This window comes from Streptococcus sp. S1 (assembly GCF_034137685.1).
Lineage (GTDB): Bacteria > Bacillota > Bacilli > Lactobacillales > Streptococcaceae > Streptococcus > Streptococcus dentalis.
In genome coordinates, this window is sequence record NZ_CP139418.1 from 1491783 (window position 1) to 1507055 (window position 15273).

Below are 15273 nucleotides of genomic sequence, written 5' to 3' on the forward strand. Positions count from 1 at the left end.
ATACCTCAACAACAAAGCAAATTGAATAAACTTAGCTGTTTTCATGTTTGACTTTCTCCTTTGTTCAATGTCTTGTTTAGTATTTTAGCATAGGGAAGAATCAATGTCAAGAATTTTCCGTAATATTCTGAATTTTTTGAATAGAAACAAAATAGAGCTTTCAATTCTAGTTAGATTGAAGATAAAGTCATCTTAGAAACTTTCCTTAGGTGAAGACGGACGTCAGCGAACTTCAAAGAAGTTCCATGACTAATTATTGAGCCTAAGGTCTCAATAATTCCGAGTGCTAGAAACAAAAGTGTTTCTAGCACTTTTCTCACGGCGGAAAGTTTCAATATTTATTGAATAAGCCTAATAGTAACTATCGTTTTTATTTTCAGCATCATTCTAGTTGTTTTATGTAAAATACAATTTTCCATCAATCTGAATAGAGCCTGTTACTCTACTTCTTCTGATACAAATCAAAAACGATCTTGTCATTATATAGGTCAATGGTATTGGCCTTGACATAGATTCCAAAGTCATTGTCAATTTCTGGTAATACAATGGTGATAGTAGACTGCTTTGGAGAAATCTGAATAAATTCTGGAATATTTTTATTCTTGCTCAAGAGCTGTAAGACCATCTTTTGTGGAATTTGAAAGGTTCCAACTGAAAAATCCTTCACCGTCAAGAGGATGTTCCCATTTTCCAATTTGGATGGTTGAAAGTAAATGTATAAGGGATAATCCTTCCCCAAGAGACTCAACTGCCCTTCTAATAGGATTTGCTGATTGTCCGCATAGACCTTGTAGTCGGACAGTTTATATTTTTTCAGGAGCGATTTGATGGTATCATTGAGTTGATCACGAGTCGTTGTCATAGTTCCAACTTTGACATCTTTGGTACCAACTATTTGATGAAGCTGACTAACATCTTCCCTTGGCGTCGCTAAGCGTCCTTGCACAACTAAAACGAAGGCTAAGAGAAGGCTGACCAAACCTAAAAATAACCATTTCCAAATATTGATTTTTTGAAGGAAGGGGACCTTCTCTTTGATGGGATTATTTTTGACTCCAAGTTTTCTTCGTAGCATTGATTTTCTCCAATATTGCTTGTTTCATCTTTTCATAGCCCGTATTGTTGGGGTGAAAGCTATCCTCTTCATACAGGGCATCATTGATAACGGTTATCTTCCCGTCACTGATTTCTGATACGCCCATTTTGCCGTCAATTCCTTTATAGAGCAGATCATTGATCGGAACGAAATAGACCTGATCAAATTGCGCGATGGTTTCTTCCGTCGTCTCATTCCAACGATCTACAGCTGTCTGGATACTGGTTAATTCAGGAAAATTCAGGTAAAGAGGATTGTAGATCCCCACTACATAAATGGGAAGATGGGGATTGTCCTTTCTGGCCTTAGTGATAATTTCTTTGAGGTTAGCTGTATAATTCTTGAGCGGTTTTTGGATATCTGATAGAGAAAAATCACTCAGATGATTGACAACGACTTTGCGCAGATCATTTCCCCCAACCGTTAAGGTCATGACACGCGCCTTTTTGAGATCCTTCTGAAGGTCAGTTTGCTTCGTGAGCCGATCTATAATTTGAGCACTGGTGTTTCCAGCGACGCCATAGTTGACAGCCTTGTACTGACCGTCATTTTCATTGGATAGGCTTTGGGCAAGAATGGGCACAAAGCCTCCTTGCTTGGTGCTATCCCCTACTCCTTCGGTCAGTGAATCTCCTAGAGCTACATAAGTATAGGTGATTTCTTTCGCAGCCATTTTGGGCTTGGTCATACGAGGGGATGCAGTTGGTAGCAGAGCACGAAATAGAAAGACAAAGACAAGAAGGCTGGTTAAAAAGAAAACCAAGCCTTGCATCATTTTTTTAAGATTCATATGAATACGATCGCTTATCCTTGAAAAATCACTTGTCCATCACAGATTGTATAAGCAACTTTCCCTTTTAATGTTTCACCCACAAATGGTGAATTGCCCGCTTTTGAAGCGAAATGATCCGATACCAGACGATCTGCTTCTGGATCAAAGATGGTCAAATCTGCTGGTCCATCCACTGCGATATAGCCAGCATCAAAATCATAGAGACGTGCTGGATTATAGGACATCTTTTCAAGCAATTGCATCAGGCTTAAATGGCCTGCATGCACCAAGTAGGTCAAACCAAGAGAAAGTGAGGTTTCAAGCCCAGTCATTCCAGATGGTGCTTTGGTAATATCAGGAAAATTCTTCTCATCCGCATGGTGAGGCGCGTGGTCCGTCGCAATCACTGAGATAACGCCTGATTTTAAGCCTTCAATCACTGCTAGACGGTCAGATTCCAAACGAAGAGGTGGGTTCATCTTGGCATTGCTTCCTTTAGTCAAGAGCAGACTTTCTGTTTTCGAAAAGTGTTGAGGTGCCACTTCTGCCGTCACATGAGCTCCTAATCCTTGGGCAAATTCCACCACCTTGACACTTTCTTCCTTGGAGAGGTGTTGGATATGGAGGTGGGCACCTGTCGCATGGGCAATCATTGCATCACGCGCAGCCATTGAATATTCGGCTACACCCGTCGCCCCACAGACATGGAAGTGTTCCTTGGCAATGTTCTCATTCAAACCAAGAATGCCATTCAACTCAGGGTCTTCTTCATGCAGACTAATAAAGGTCCCTAGACGCTTAGCCTCTTCCAAGGCTTCACGGACAACCTTAGTACTTTGAAGGGGAATCCCATCATCTGAAAATCCCACTGCACCGGCCTTAAGCAGGCCTTCAAAATCTGTCAGGTGTTGACCGTCAAAGTTCTTAGTCACCGTCGCAACTGTATGAATGTGAAGATTTTCCTTGGCTGCAGAAGCTAAGACTTCCTCTAAGGTAGCAATATCTGAAATGGTCGGATTAGTATTGGCCATCATGACCACTCGAGTAAAACCACCAGCAGCTGCGGCTAAGGCACCTGTATGGATGTCTTCTTTATGAGTTTGACCAGGCTCACGGAAATGCACGTGTACATCGATCAAACCAGGAGCTACCACCAGACCAGTAGCGTCAAGGACTTCTTGTCCATCCGTTGGGAGGTTTTCAGCGATCTCTACAATTTTCTTTCCTTCAATACGAAGATCACAGACTTGATCCAAGCCAGTCTTGGGATCCATTACGCGACCATTTTTAATGACAACCATTGCATTCTCCTTTATTCATAAAAATCAACATGCGACTCTAACAAACGGTCGCCGTCATAGCGAAACATTGCTGAAAAGAAGGGTTTATCCTCCAACAACCACTCGACAAAAGTGTGGTCCCCTTCCCAGGTTGGTTTTGAGAGGACTTGATCATAAGGTACCCACTCCAAGGTCCCTTCGTTACACTCGATCAGTTCTCCCTCAAAATCTGTTACCTTGAAGACATAGGTGTACCAGTCCAAATCTGGAGTAAACTCCGGAAAGGTAATGATCCCTTTTAAGACTGGCTTGGCTCTAAGGCCCGTCTCCTCAAAAATCTCACGCGCAGCACACTCCTGTGGGGTTTCCCCTCGTTCTAATTTTCCACCAACTCCGATCCATTTACCTTCATGGACATCATTGGGCTTTTTATTGCGATGCAACATGAGAAATTCTTTCCCATTGTCAATGTAACAAATCGTTGCTAATTGTGGCATTTCTTTCTCCTATCTTAACCAATCAATCGGCTCGCGTCCCGAATCTTTCAAAAATTGATTGGTTTTTGAAAAGGGTTGGGAACCAAAGAATCCTCGGTAGGCCGATAAGGGACTTGGGTGAGCTGATTCAAGAACCAAATGTCGATCGTGGGTAATCAGAGGCTTTTTCTTACGGGCATAAGATCCCCAGAGGATAAAGACAACTGGCTCCTCCAACTCATTGACCACCTTGATCACAGCATCTGTGAAAAGCTCCCAAATTTGTCCCGCATGACCATTGGCCTGACCAGCTGGAACCGTCAAACAGGCATTGAGCAAGAGCACTCCTTGCTCTGCCCAAGAGGTCAGATCATGAGAACGCTTCTCTCCGATATCTGAGCGCAATTCTTTGAGAATATTTTGCAAAGAAGGCGGCGCTGGTACATGATCCGGAACAGAAAAACTTAAGCCCTGCGCTTGATCCGGTCCATGATAGGGATCTTGGCCTAAGATCAAGACCTTGACCTGATCCATCTCTGTCATCTGCAAGGCCTTAAAGACCTTTTCACGCGGTGGATAAACCACTCCTTTGCTGTAGACTTCATTCATAAAGTCATTGATCTGGTGAAAATACCCTTCTGGAAGATGGGATTTGATGGCTTCATGCCAGGGTGAATGCTGCATGGAAACTCTCCGCTATCCAATAAATTCTTACCTTTCATTATACCACATTTGGCGCGGATCCACTGGATAAAAAAGAGGCTAGAACAAAAGTCCTAGCCTCTCAATTATTTTTGGATTGTCGAGCAAGACGCAGTGGTTGAATGGACTCTACTACGCTGATTTCATCAGCTTTTATAGCCCTACTCAACTGTGCGGAGGTGGGACTACGAAATCGAATTCTAACGAATTACCGATTTCTGTCCCACTCTCTGTTTCTGCCTGTCAAACAAGCAGGAGCTTTTGGGTATTTTCCTTCTTGGTAAATCCTGCTAGACCGATCGAAGCGACTAGTAAAATTTGCGGTAAGAATTGAATGAGGTAGCGGGTCTTCCCGCCTTCAAAGATGGTTAAGAAGAGCAAGCCACCAAAGACCGCTAAGGAAAGGAAGTTAAAGTCATCTGTATCTCGACGTTTGAAATAAGCCCCAACCAAACCAGCCGATAGAACGATCCAGATCACCTGCTTCACAAATTCATAATACTTGTATTGCGGGCGATCAATGCTAAGGAAATAGGTCCGCACCCATTTTGCCAGACCATTATTTTTAGTCAGGGGTGCATAGAGAGGGTTAATCAAAGGCGTCTTCTCATACTCTACATCTCGGTACAGCCAGCCAAGGGTTCCTTCTGCTACCGTCAAGGATTGCTTGTAGTAGATATGACCGATCAAACCTAAAGGTCCATATTCCTTGAGACGGCGCTTGATTTCTTTGATCACATTTTCCTTTTTAAAGAGGGCATTGTTGTAATCTGAGCGCTTGTCCTCATCGATATAGGCCAACAATCCCTCTTTCATATCTTCTTGGTTATGACCCATATCCGTCAAGCCCAGATTGATAAACAAGAGCGGTCCTTTAGCCAACCCTTCTTGTTTCAAGATCGGTACAACTGTTTGATGATTGACCGCTGTATTCAATCCTGCAAAGACAAAGCCTGTCATCATGACTGTCACCGTAGCAATCTTGCCAAAGGCCTTCCAATTTCCTCTGAAGAACAGCACAGCCCAAAAGGCAATCATGACAATAATCGTCGTTGGACGGATCAACATGGTCACGCCAGATAAGATTCCCAAGCCAACAATCTTCTTCCAGGAGCCTGCTTGGTCTTCCTTCAAGAGATCCAAGGCCCACCATAACTGAAGAGCGATCAAAGGAAGCGGCGGAATGTCCGTGTACATGGAATAGAAATACGGCGAGTAACAGATCAAGCTCACATAGAAGAGATAGACTAGATCAGCCGTTTTTTGATTGAAATGCTTCTGGGACAGCTTGTACAAGAGGACTGCACCCAGATTGACATAGAGGATATTGAGAGCCTGCATGACCCACAGACCGCTAGAGCCAAATAAGACATAGAAAAACTTCTCGTAAAGAAAGAGCGGAATGTTATTGGGATTGCGACTGAGGTAGTTGGTGATAGAGGATTGCTTAAGAAGATCAAAAGCCCCTTTGAAAACAACCGCAGCATCCCGACGGATAAAGAGCTCCGCACAGACCATAACAATCAACTGAAAGACAAGGGCTCCAAGCAAGAAGCCTTTTTTATGCCGGGTCAACCAAGCAAAGGCACTCTTTAGCCCATCGCGTTTCAACCAGGCTAGCAGAAATAGCAATCCAGCACCTAAAATGGCTAGCCATGAAATCTCTCTTAGATAGGTTACACTAATCAAGAACCAGTGGACCATCACTAGCAACATGACAACATGAAGCATCCCAAATAGAATACGTTTACTTTTCGATAACATAGGTCCATTATATCAAAAAAACAGCAATTCTGCTGTTTTGGGGTGGTACGAAATCATGTAGGTTGGTGAAATATCATAGTTATGATGATATTAACGGTAAACCAGACCCGATCCTGCTTCTTCATTTGCAAATAATGTTCTTTTGTCATCTTATACTACCTTAAACATAGTTTTTCCTTCATCCATAAAAACAATTACTACTAATATATCGGATTTTACTTTGAGTTTCAAGTTCACCACCAACTAGTGAAAAGAGTATAAAAAAGAAGCGTTAGAAACGCTTCCGTCCTATTATTTATTTTGCCAAGTTTCTTGGTTTTCCTTGAAACGGTGCAACAACTCTAATCCTTCAGAGGTGATGTAACCTTGTTCTTCTGCCAAATGAATCAATTCAGTATAGTTAGACAAGGTTTCAAGTTGAACGCCAGCTTCCGCAAATTTCTTATCGGCTTTCTCCAATTGGTAGGTGAAGATGGCTACGACACCAAGAACGTCCGCCCCTTCACGCTTGGCAGCTGCGACAGCATCCAAGACAGATCCACCAGTAGAAATCAAATCTTCCACTACGACCATCTTTTGGCCTTGTGGTACACGGCCTTCGATTTGATTACCAGCACCGTGGTCTTTTGGTTTGCTACGGATGTAGGCAAATGGCAAATTCATCTTGTCCGCAATAATCGCACCGTGAGGAATCCCTGCAGTTGCAGTTCCTGCAATCACTTCTACTTCAGGGAAAGCTTCCTTAATTTTATCTACAAATCCATTTTCGATCAAGGTACGAGTTTCTGGATAAGCAAGTGTTACACGGTTATCTGTATAAATTGGGGACTTGATACCAGATGCCCAAGTAAAAGGTTCTTCTGGTTTCAAATAAACCGCTTCGATTTTCAAAAGATGGCTAGCAATATCTTTAGCTAATGACATGACGACTCCTTTTTACGATTTTAATCATATACGAATTAAATCAATTATTGATTTAAACAACAACATTACAGGTTAGTGAATAGTTTAGGGAAGACCCTATCAGGCTTCCCGTACAGCTACAAAAAATCTCACTTTTAGTAGCGATTGGTATTCCGACGATTTAGAGGATAAAACGATTATTTTTATCCTCTAAATCTAGTGAATGCGTTAGGGAAGGTCCCATAGGACTTCCCGTAGAGCTACAAAAGTTTCACTTTTAGTAGCTCTTACGCATTCCACTGTCTCTTAATTTCATGATAAGCGTCCCATGGGTTTTCTGCTTGGATGATTGGACGTCCAACGACAATATAGTCAGAGCCGATTTTATGAGCTTCTTGTGGCGTCATGACCCGTTTTTGGTCACCGATTTCAGCTCCAGCTGGACGAATCCCTGGTGTCACACAGACAAAATCTGATGAAGTGGCATCCTTGATCAAGGCCACTTCATGAGCTGAGCAGACAACCCCGTCCAAGCCAGCTTCTTGGGCCTTGCGAGCATAATTGACTACTGATTCTTGGACCGTTGTTTGGATGTTTTGGCAATCACGCATGTCTTCTTCACTGGTAGAAGTCAGCTGGGTCACGGCTACCAATTTAGCTCCTTCACCAAGAGCTGCCTTGGCTTCGCGCATCATCTCTACACCACCAGCTGCATGTACCGTCACCATATCTACTCCGAAGGTACCGAGTACAGACATGGCTGATTTGACTGTATTTGGAATATCATGTAATTTTAAATCAAGGAAAATGCTGTGCCCAAGCCCTTTGAGATAATGTACAATTTCAGGACCAACTGCATAGAAAAATTCCATTCCGATTTTTACAAATAATTTTTCGTCTTCTGGAAAATGCTCTAAAAAGTGTTTGACATCCTCGAAAGCTGGGAAGTCAAGGGCGATAATAGGACGTTCTTCACGCATGGATTACTCCTTTTTATGATTGATCATTTTGTTCACAAAAAAACCTTGCCCGAGGCAAGGTTACACGAAAATTAGGTAAGAACAACTACCATGATTCACCGTCTAGACCTTAGGAGCCTCTCTGGACTACTTTAAAGGTTTTTCTTCATTGTAGTACGATATTAAAGAAAAGTCAAGAAATAATCGCAAAACATTCGGATTCAATCCGTCTTTTTTTAATTTTATTAGAATGAGTTCAAAATTATGAAAAAAAAACTTGACAGATAATCTTTTTTCCTGTAAAATACTTAATATGCTGAGTAAGGGTTGTTTAAAGTTGTTACTTACTCAGTAGCCTGTTGGGGTTGTTGCCAACAGGCATTTTTTGTTGTCTTGATGATCTTTAAAGTAGATTTTCCCGTACATGTTTTCGGAAGTTCTCAAGGGTATCAATCCCATAGTGATCCATGACTTGTGGCAGATCTTCGATGATGGTTGGACAAGCATAAGGATCGGTAAAATTAGCGGTTCCAACTCCAATCGCAGAGGCTCCTGCAATCATCATTTCAATAGCTGCTTCTGCTGAATCCACACCTCCCATTCCGATAATCGGAAGTTTAGTGGATTGAGCAACCTGGCGGATGAGTTTTAATGCAACTGGGAAAACGGCTGGACCCGACATGCCTCCGGTTCCATTGGCAATGATGGGCTTACCAGTCTTGAGGTCAAAGCGCATCCCGACCAAGGTATTGATCATGGTTAAGCCGGTCGCTCCTGCATCCTCTGCTGCTTTTGCGACCTGCGTGATGTCTGCCACACTAGGCGTTAACTTGACATAGACAGGGACTGAGGATGCTTCTACCGCTGCTTTCACAGCCGCATAGGCCAACTCAGGAACCTGCCCGATTAAGAGACCATTGTTCCCATGGTCTACATTTGGACAAGAGATATTGAGCTCAATCGCTTTGACATTTGGCGCTTGCGAGATCTTCCTAGATACCGTTGCATACTCTTCGTTGGAGAAGCCAGCTACGTTGGCAATAATCGGTAGCTCCGGATAATGTTGGGCCAACCAAGGAAGTTTTTCCGCCAGAACCACGTCTACACCTGGATTTTGGAGGCCAATGGCATTGAGCATGCCTGCAGGAGTTTCAGCGACACGGGGCGTCGGATTACCAAAACGGGCCTCCGCAGTTGTCGCCTTGATCATGATGGATCCAAGCAGGTCTAAGTCATAGTATTTGGCATATTCCTGACCAAAACCAAAACAGCCAGATGCCGGAATAATCGGGTTTTTCAAGTCTAAACCAGGTAAGGATACGGCTAGTCGATTTGCTGTCATAAGGTCCTCCTACATCACAATCGTTCCGGTTTCAAAGACCGGTCCGTCTTCACACACGCGCTTATTAGCTGCTTGGCTTTCATTTTCCAGATGCACTACACAGGCGTAGCAAGCCCCCATCCCACAAGCCATACGCGATTCCATAGAAATGTAAGCGCGGGGATGATCATGGAATTTGGTATTGACATATTTGAGCATGCCTGGTGCTCCACAAGAATAGATAGCGTCAAACTCCTGGTCCATCTGTTCAACGACCGTAGAGACATAGCCCTTAGTGCCATAAGTCCCATCGTCTGTCGTTACAGTGACATGAGCAACCTGAGAAAGCTCTTCTTCCAAAATAACGGCTTCTTTGGTCGCAAAGCCGACAACCACTTCAACTTCCACCCCTTGCTCATGGAGTTGTTTGGCCACTTGGACCAAAGGAGGAACACCGATCCCGCCACCAATGATCAAGGCTTTCTGACCTTGGCCGAGATTGGTGAGATCAAAGCCATTTCCCTGAGGTCCCATCACGCTGAGTTTGCTACCGATTGGCAATTGGGAAAAGATAGCTGTCCCCCCACCTTCGATGCGGTAGATCAAGCGACACGTCTGTGTCTTACGATCAATCTCAGAAATTGAAATCGGACGGCGAAGGAGCTTGGACCCATCAGGGACGCGGATATGAAGGAATTGTCCTGGTAGCATCTGCGCCACCATTTCTCCCTTCAGGATCATAGAATAGATGCGGGGAGCGATTTCTTCTTGAGCGACCAGATCCATCTCCTCCATCATGATGTTGCCAAAGCGTTTTTTACAACTGTCACTGACCATTGATTTCCTCTTCTTTCTTTCAGCAAAAAAGACCTCGCAAAAGCAAGGCCCTACAAATGATCAGCTAGACACCGTCTACTGATCTTTTTTCTGTCTTTCCTTGCAGGCCTCTCTGGACCTCTTAAAGGTTAAATTTGTCTCATTATATCGCGCTCCTTCTCGCTTGTCAAGTAAAATCAGTAACTCAGGAAACTTTATGGGGGTCAAAATCTTCTGGGATCGGCTTGATGTATTGCATAGCAATTCGGTTTTCTGGCTTGCGATCGACCAAGTAGAGAACCAACAAGAAGATCCATTCCAGGGGCTTCATCAGATAGTAAATGACATCCATGGCCCATTTCTTCTTGATATGTTTGGCAAAGGGATAGCCATAGCGGTCGTAATTGCGACGCAAGAAGCGATGGAATCGTGGCGTCTTTTCTTCTAACACCTGCTCAAAGGCATTGGCGATACAGAGCTGGCGATTGACGACAACCGGATGTCCGTGGCGGATTCCCATCCGCTGGGGCTTGACAACATTTTCATGCCCACCAGCCGCAACCGTACAGAGATAGTGCTCATCAATGATGAGATTCTGAGGAGGTATCTTCTGTGAGAAGGCCCAGTCAGCTGTATTCGTCCAGGCCTTGATCATGGAATCCGGCTGCTGCCCAAAGAGCATGAGAACAAGGACAACAAAGGCAAGGGTTGGAAAAGCGACAAGGACCGCTAGCCATGGCCAGTTGCGCGACTTGTTTAAGAGCTGATGGAGCCATTGAAGCAGATGATTCTCATAGCTTATCTCTGTTCGATCTTCCTGCCACTCCTTGATGCGAAACCATAAGAGATGGATGGAATAGATCAGTAAGAAAAAGGTGTGAAAACTTGCTACCTGCAGTTGATTATCAAAAACTAAGAGAAGAACCACTCCTCCTAGAATGCCACTGATGCAGAAGATATTTGCTAACGGCGAAAGTGAGTTCGCATCCCGGTAGGAATAGATAATCAAGGCAAGTAAAGTAAGAGCTGCCAGTGTGAAGAAGGTCGGATAGGCGCCAGACCAGATCAGAGCATGCTTCTGAGAATTGATCAAACTCTCACTCCAATCGTAAAAAGTCATATCCTTGACGATGAAAATGAAAATCGCTTCGAGAAAGCAACCAAAGAGACCAAACCAAAGAACGATTGTTGGCTGTTGCTTCTTCTTTTTGACAGGCTTATTACTTGAAGTCTCTTGCCTTTCTTTCATTTCTAATGAGGCATCCTTTTCTATCAGCTCTTCGCCCTTGACTGGTCCTCTATCTTCAAACAGATCTGGATCTTTGAGAGCTTCTTCCTCCGCTTCTTTGAACTGGATGCTAGACCACCGACCGATCCCATAGATAATGACAAAAATATTGGGGACAAAGAGGGCCAGAGTCAAACCGTAAGGAAAAATCTCTATCGTAAAGGATAAAATTGCAAAAAAACTAAATTGAACCACTGAGTCCGACAGAGCATAGAGCGACTCACGAATGACAAAATAGATGTAAAAGGCCAATAGAATCAGGGCATTGGTCACAAAATTGATCTGTAACAGGCCGGCTGTAAAATGCGTCTCCAAATCCTTATCCTTTTTCTTATACCAGGAAACGAGTTTTTTCATAAGATCTCCTCAATCCATTTTTTACCATTCTATCAAGCAGCTCACCCCTTAAGCAAGGCAAAACTGTATTTTTCCATCAAAATCAGTCCCCAGATGGAGATTTTGTTTCCAATTTTCTATTTTTTATATATTTGATCTAGCCTACTTCCTATTACCTCCCTCAGCCTGTCTTATTCTCTGATACAGTCCTTGAAAGACCACATTTTACGGGAAAAACGCGCTCTTTTATGTTAAAATAAAAGCATGAGAATACAACAATTACAATACATTATCAAAATCGTCGAAACCGGCTCTATGAATGAGGCCGCAAAACAACTCTTCATCACGCAACCTAGCCTTTCCAATGCCGTTAAGGACTTGGAAAATGAGATGGGAATTGAAATCTTTATCCGAAATCCCAAAGGGATCACTTTGACCCGCGATGGGATGGAGTTCCTCTCTTATGCCCGCCAGGTGGTGGAGCAGATTGACCTCTTGTCCGAGCGCTATAAAAATCCTGTGGGCTCTCGTGAGCTTTTCAGTGTCTCTTCACAGCACTACGCCTTCGTGGTTGAGGCCTTCGTTTCACTCCTCAAGAAAAGCGACATGGAAAAATACGAGCTCTTCCTACGGGAGACGCGGACTTGGGAGATCATCGATGACGTCAAGAACTTCCGAAGCGAAGTTGGCGTACTCTTTTTGAATAGCTACAACCGCGATGTCCTCTCTAAGATGCTAGATGATAATCACCTGATTGCCACCCACCTCTTTACAGCGCAACCTCATATCTTTGTCAGCAAGACCAATCCTCTTGCCAAGAAAGAGATCGTTCACTTATCTGATCTGGAAGATTTCCCATACCTTAGCTATGACCAAGGGACCCACAACTCCTTCTACTTCTCAGAAGAGATCCTCTCTCAAGAGCATCATAAGAAATCCATCGTCGTCAGTGACCGGGCTACCCTCTTTAATCTCTTGATTGGTCTGGATGGCTACACCATTGCGACCGGGATCCTCAACAGCAATCTCAACGGAAATAACATCGTCTCCATTCCCCTTGATATCGAAGACCCGATCGAGCTGGTCTACATCAAACATGAAAAAACAGCCCTCTCAAAAATGGGAGAGAAATTCATCGAGTACTTGCTTGAGGAAGTGAAGTTTGATAAATAAAAAATATCTGAGTGTTCATGTTCACTCAGATATTTTTTATTGTCTTAATTGTGAAAATACTTCCCCAATCTTTCCTTCGATAACCAGGTCTGCTTGCTTGTCTTGTGGGATACTGGTTTTATTGATGACAACCAGCTTCTTCCCTTGGAAATACTGGATCAAGCTAGCTGCTGGGTAGACCACGAGAGAAGTTCCACCGATAATCAGGAGATCAGCCTCTTGGATGGCTTGGGCTGCTTGACTAAAGACGTCCATATCAAGAGGTTCCTCATAGAGAGTCACATCCGGCTTGACCACCTTGCCACAGTTCAGACAGTGTGGAACCGGGCCTTCCAAAGCTAGAAAGTCTTCCAAATCATAAAATCGCTGGCAACCCGTACAGTAATTACGGTCGGCGCTGCCATGGAGCTTCAAGACTTTTTTAGAGCCAGCCATTTCATGGAGACTGTCGATATTTTGTGTCACCACTGCCTTGAGCTTACCAGACTCTTCAAGCCGAGCCAGATAGCGATGAGCAGCATTGGGCTTGGCATCTGGGTAGAGTAGGTATTTCTTATAGAAGTCGAAAAAGTCCTCAGGATAACGCTCAAACATGGTATGGGAGACCAATTGTTCAGCTGTCAAATGCCGCCTTACCTGAACACTATAGACACCGTCTGAACTTCGAAAATCTGGAATATTTGACTCCGTGGAAACTCCTGCCCCACCGAAAAACACGATCCGATGACTCTGATCAATCATCTCCTGTAGTTGAGCAATCTTATCCATCTACTTCTCCTTTAGTAGCTCTTCCATCACAGCATTGGCCTGATCAAAATAAAAGTTAGCTTGATCATAACGGATGCCTGTGTAGCTTGCAAGGTCAATCAAATTCTTCATAAAATCTTGAGAAGAGAAACCCGTCGTCCGATGGAGCTCTTCTTCATCAAAAGGCTTGATCAAGTGGGCCAAGGGATTGCGAACGGATTTTTCTAACTCCCGCAATTGTTGGGCCGCAACTTTGACGCTATCTGGCAAATCCAACTGCACAATCAACTCCGTCAAACTGGACGAATTGACCACACTTTCGCTGTGGAATTGCTGCAGGATAGGGTTGTCGGACGCATGCAGGCTCTCAAACTTCCAACGGTCATAACTCGATTCTTTGGAGTTATGAATATAGTTGGTAATATCAGGAATTTTCAACTGAATCAATCGCATAAAGATCCGATAGATGGCTGGGCTAACGGCACGAACAAAGTCTATAATCTGTTCATTTCTCAACTTCGCCTCTAAGTCATAAAGGTAGTTGGCCAACTGCTCATCTTCTGGATCTTCATGCCAAAAAAGCTGAAAACCAGTCGCCCCTAGCAACTCGGTTCTCAACTTTTGATTCATGACGGGTTGGATATTAAGCTCACGACGCTCCGCCATTAACTGCAGTAAGCTCACCAACAAATCCGGTACTTCCTCCTGCTGCTTGATAGAGCGCAGAGCCCGGCTGTAGTGATAATTTTGGAGATCGTAGAGCCATTCATCATGAAGGAATTTTGCCATTAGTCTGCAATCAAGGTCTCAAGACCGACTTTCATCATGTCTGTGAAAGTATTTTGACGTTCTTCAGCGGTTGTATCCTCATCTGGATTGACCAAACTGTCTGAAATAGTCATGATCGCAAGCGCATCAACATGGTGTTGAGCAGCAAGATAGTAAAGGGCTGCTGCTTCCATTTCTACAGCTTTGACACCCCACTTACCAAGCTCAATATTCTTTTCACCATAGTTTGAATAGAAGACATCTGATGATAAGACATTTCCGACGTGGGTCGTCATGCCAAGGTCTTTGGCAATGTGGTAAGCCTTGTCTAAAAGATCAAAGCTAGCGATTTGAGGGAAATCGTATTGAGGCCAGTCGTTGCGGATGATGTTTGAGTTGGTTGCAGCAGCTTGCGCCAAGACCAATTCACGAACATGCACATCCTCATTCAAAGAACCAGCCGTTCCCACACGGATCAATTTCTTCACGCCGTAGTCGACAATCAACTCACGCGCATAGATAGAGATGGATGGCATCCCCATCCCAGTACCCATGACAGAAATACGATGACCCTTGTAAGTCCCTGTGTAGCCAAACATGTTACGGACTTCGTTGAAGCAAACAGCGTCTTCAAGGAAATTCTCAGCAATAAATTTCGCACGAAGAGGATCCCCAGGAAGAAGAATTTTATCAGCAATTTCACCCTGCTTAGCAGCAATATGGATAGACATAATATAAGATACCAAGGGCGTTAAAGAGGCAAAGTAAAAATAGGAAATCCGACAAAGATGCATCGCATCTAGGAGGATTTATCTTTTTTACACAGCCTCTAGCCCGGGTTCAGTTTCAAACCCGAACTACCCTTCCTTTCA

Annotated in this window: 15 protein-coding genes; 1 reads left to right on the plus strand and 14 read right to left on the minus strand. The window is 43.8% G+C overall.

The genetic code is table 11. From position 1 onward, the window contains the following. Positions 1 to 442: 442 nt before the first annotated feature. The 11 genes from SM121_RS07270 to SM121_RS07320 form a co-directional block, all read right to left on the minus strand. The gene (locus SM121_RS07270) at positions 443 to 1075 is read right to left on the minus strand and encodes a YpmS family protein (protein ID WP_320910741.1); all 633 of its coding nucleotides are present in this window, start codon (positions 1073 to 1075) and stop codon (positions 443 to 445) included. Further along, on the minus strand, positions 1044 to 1886 hold the full coding sequence (locus SM121_RS07275) for an SGNH/GDSL hydrolase family protein (RefSeq protein WP_320910742.1): 843 nt from the start codon (positions 1884 to 1886) through the stop codon (positions 1044 to 1046). The genes SM121_RS07270 and SM121_RS07275 overlap by 32 nt, the downstream gene beginning before the upstream one ends. A gap of 14 nt (positions 1887 to 1900) precedes the next feature. After that, positions 1901 to 3169 carry a dihydroorotase gene (locus SM121_RS07280; RefSeq protein ID WP_320910743.1) on the minus strand — a complete coding sequence of 423 codons (1269 nt, stop codon included), beginning with the start codon at positions 3167 to 3169 and terminating at the stop codon, positions 1901 to 1903. An 11-nt stretch (positions 3170 to 3180) separates the two neighbouring features. Further along, the gene (locus tag SM121_RS07285; protein ID WP_003003493.1) at positions 3181 to 3645 is read right to left on the minus strand and encodes an NUDIX hydrolase; all 465 of its coding nucleotides are present in this window, start codon (positions 3643 to 3645) and stop codon (positions 3181 to 3183) included. A gap of 9 nt (positions 3646 to 3654) precedes the next feature. Further along, positions 3655 to 4308, minus strand: coding sequence for a uracil-DNA glycosylase (locus SM121_RS07290; protein ID WP_320910744.1), 654 nt, complete (start codon positions 4306 to 4308; stop codon positions 3655 to 3657). A 261-nt stretch (positions 4309 to 4569) separates the two neighbouring features. After that, positions 4570 to 6090, minus strand: coding sequence for a glycosyltransferase family 39 protein (locus tag SM121_RS07295; RefSeq protein WP_320910745.1), 1521 nt, complete (start codon positions 6088 to 6090; stop codon positions 4570 to 4572). Positions 6091 to 6381: 291 nt separating this feature from the next. Continuing rightward, entirely contained in the window at positions 6382 to 7014 is a 633-nt protein-coding gene (gene pyrE / locus SM121_RS07300) for an orotate phosphoribosyltransferase (protein ID WP_003003338.1), read from the minus strand. A gap of 266 nt (positions 7015 to 7280) precedes the next feature. Then, positions 7281 to 7973, minus strand: a complete 693-nt coding sequence (gene pyrF, locus SM121_RS07305; RefSeq protein WP_003003278.1) for an orotidine-5'-phosphate decarboxylase — start codon at positions 7971 to 7973, stop codon at positions 7281 to 7283. Positions 7974 to 8355: 382 nt separating this feature from the next. Further along, a complete protein-coding gene (locus tag SM121_RS07310; RefSeq protein WP_003011934.1) occupies positions 8356 to 9294 on the minus strand; it encodes a dihydroorotate dehydrogenase in 939 nt (312 codons plus the stop codon). Positions 9295 to 9303: 9 nt separating this feature from the next. Further along, positions 9304 to 10110, minus strand: coding sequence for a dihydroorotate dehydrogenase electron transfer subunit (locus tag SM121_RS07315; RefSeq protein ID WP_320910746.1), 807 nt, complete (start codon positions 10108 to 10110; stop codon positions 9304 to 9306). A gap of 184 nt (positions 10111 to 10294) precedes the next feature. Next, a complete protein-coding gene (locus SM121_RS07320; protein WP_320910747.1) occupies positions 10295 to 11734 on the minus strand; it encodes a DUF6688 domain-containing protein in 1440 nt (479 codons plus the stop codon). A gap of 243 nt (positions 11735 to 11977) precedes the next feature. On the opposite strand from SM121_RS07320, the gene SM121_RS07325 reads away from it, so the two are divergent. Then, positions 11978 to 12886 carry a LysR family transcriptional regulator gene (locus SM121_RS07325; RefSeq protein WP_003003594.1) on the plus strand — a complete coding sequence of 303 codons (909 nt, stop codon included), beginning with the start codon at positions 11978 to 11980 and terminating at the stop codon, positions 12884 to 12886. Between the two features lie 36 nt (positions 12887 to 12922). On the opposite strand, the gene SM121_RS07330 is transcribed toward SM121_RS07325, so the two are convergent. From SM121_RS07330 to deoD, 3 genes are read right to left on the minus strand one after another with little or no spacing between them, the layout of a single operon-like run. After that, positions 12923 to 13654, minus strand: a complete 732-nt coding sequence (locus SM121_RS07330) for an NAD-dependent protein deacylase (RefSeq protein WP_320910748.1) — start codon at positions 13652 to 13654, stop codon at positions 12923 to 12925. After that, on the minus strand, positions 13655 to 14422 hold the full coding sequence (locus tag SM121_RS07335; RefSeq protein WP_320910749.1) for a hypothetical protein: 768 nt from the start codon (positions 14420 to 14422) through the stop codon (positions 13655 to 13657). Next, a complete protein-coding gene (deoD, locus tag SM121_RS07340) occupies positions 14422 to 15132 on the minus strand; it encodes a purine-nucleoside phosphorylase (RefSeq protein ID WP_320910750.1) in 711 nt (236 codons plus the stop codon). The genes SM121_RS07335 and deoD overlap by 1 nt, the downstream gene beginning before the upstream one ends. Between the last annotated feature and the right edge of the window lie 141 nt (positions 15133 to 15273).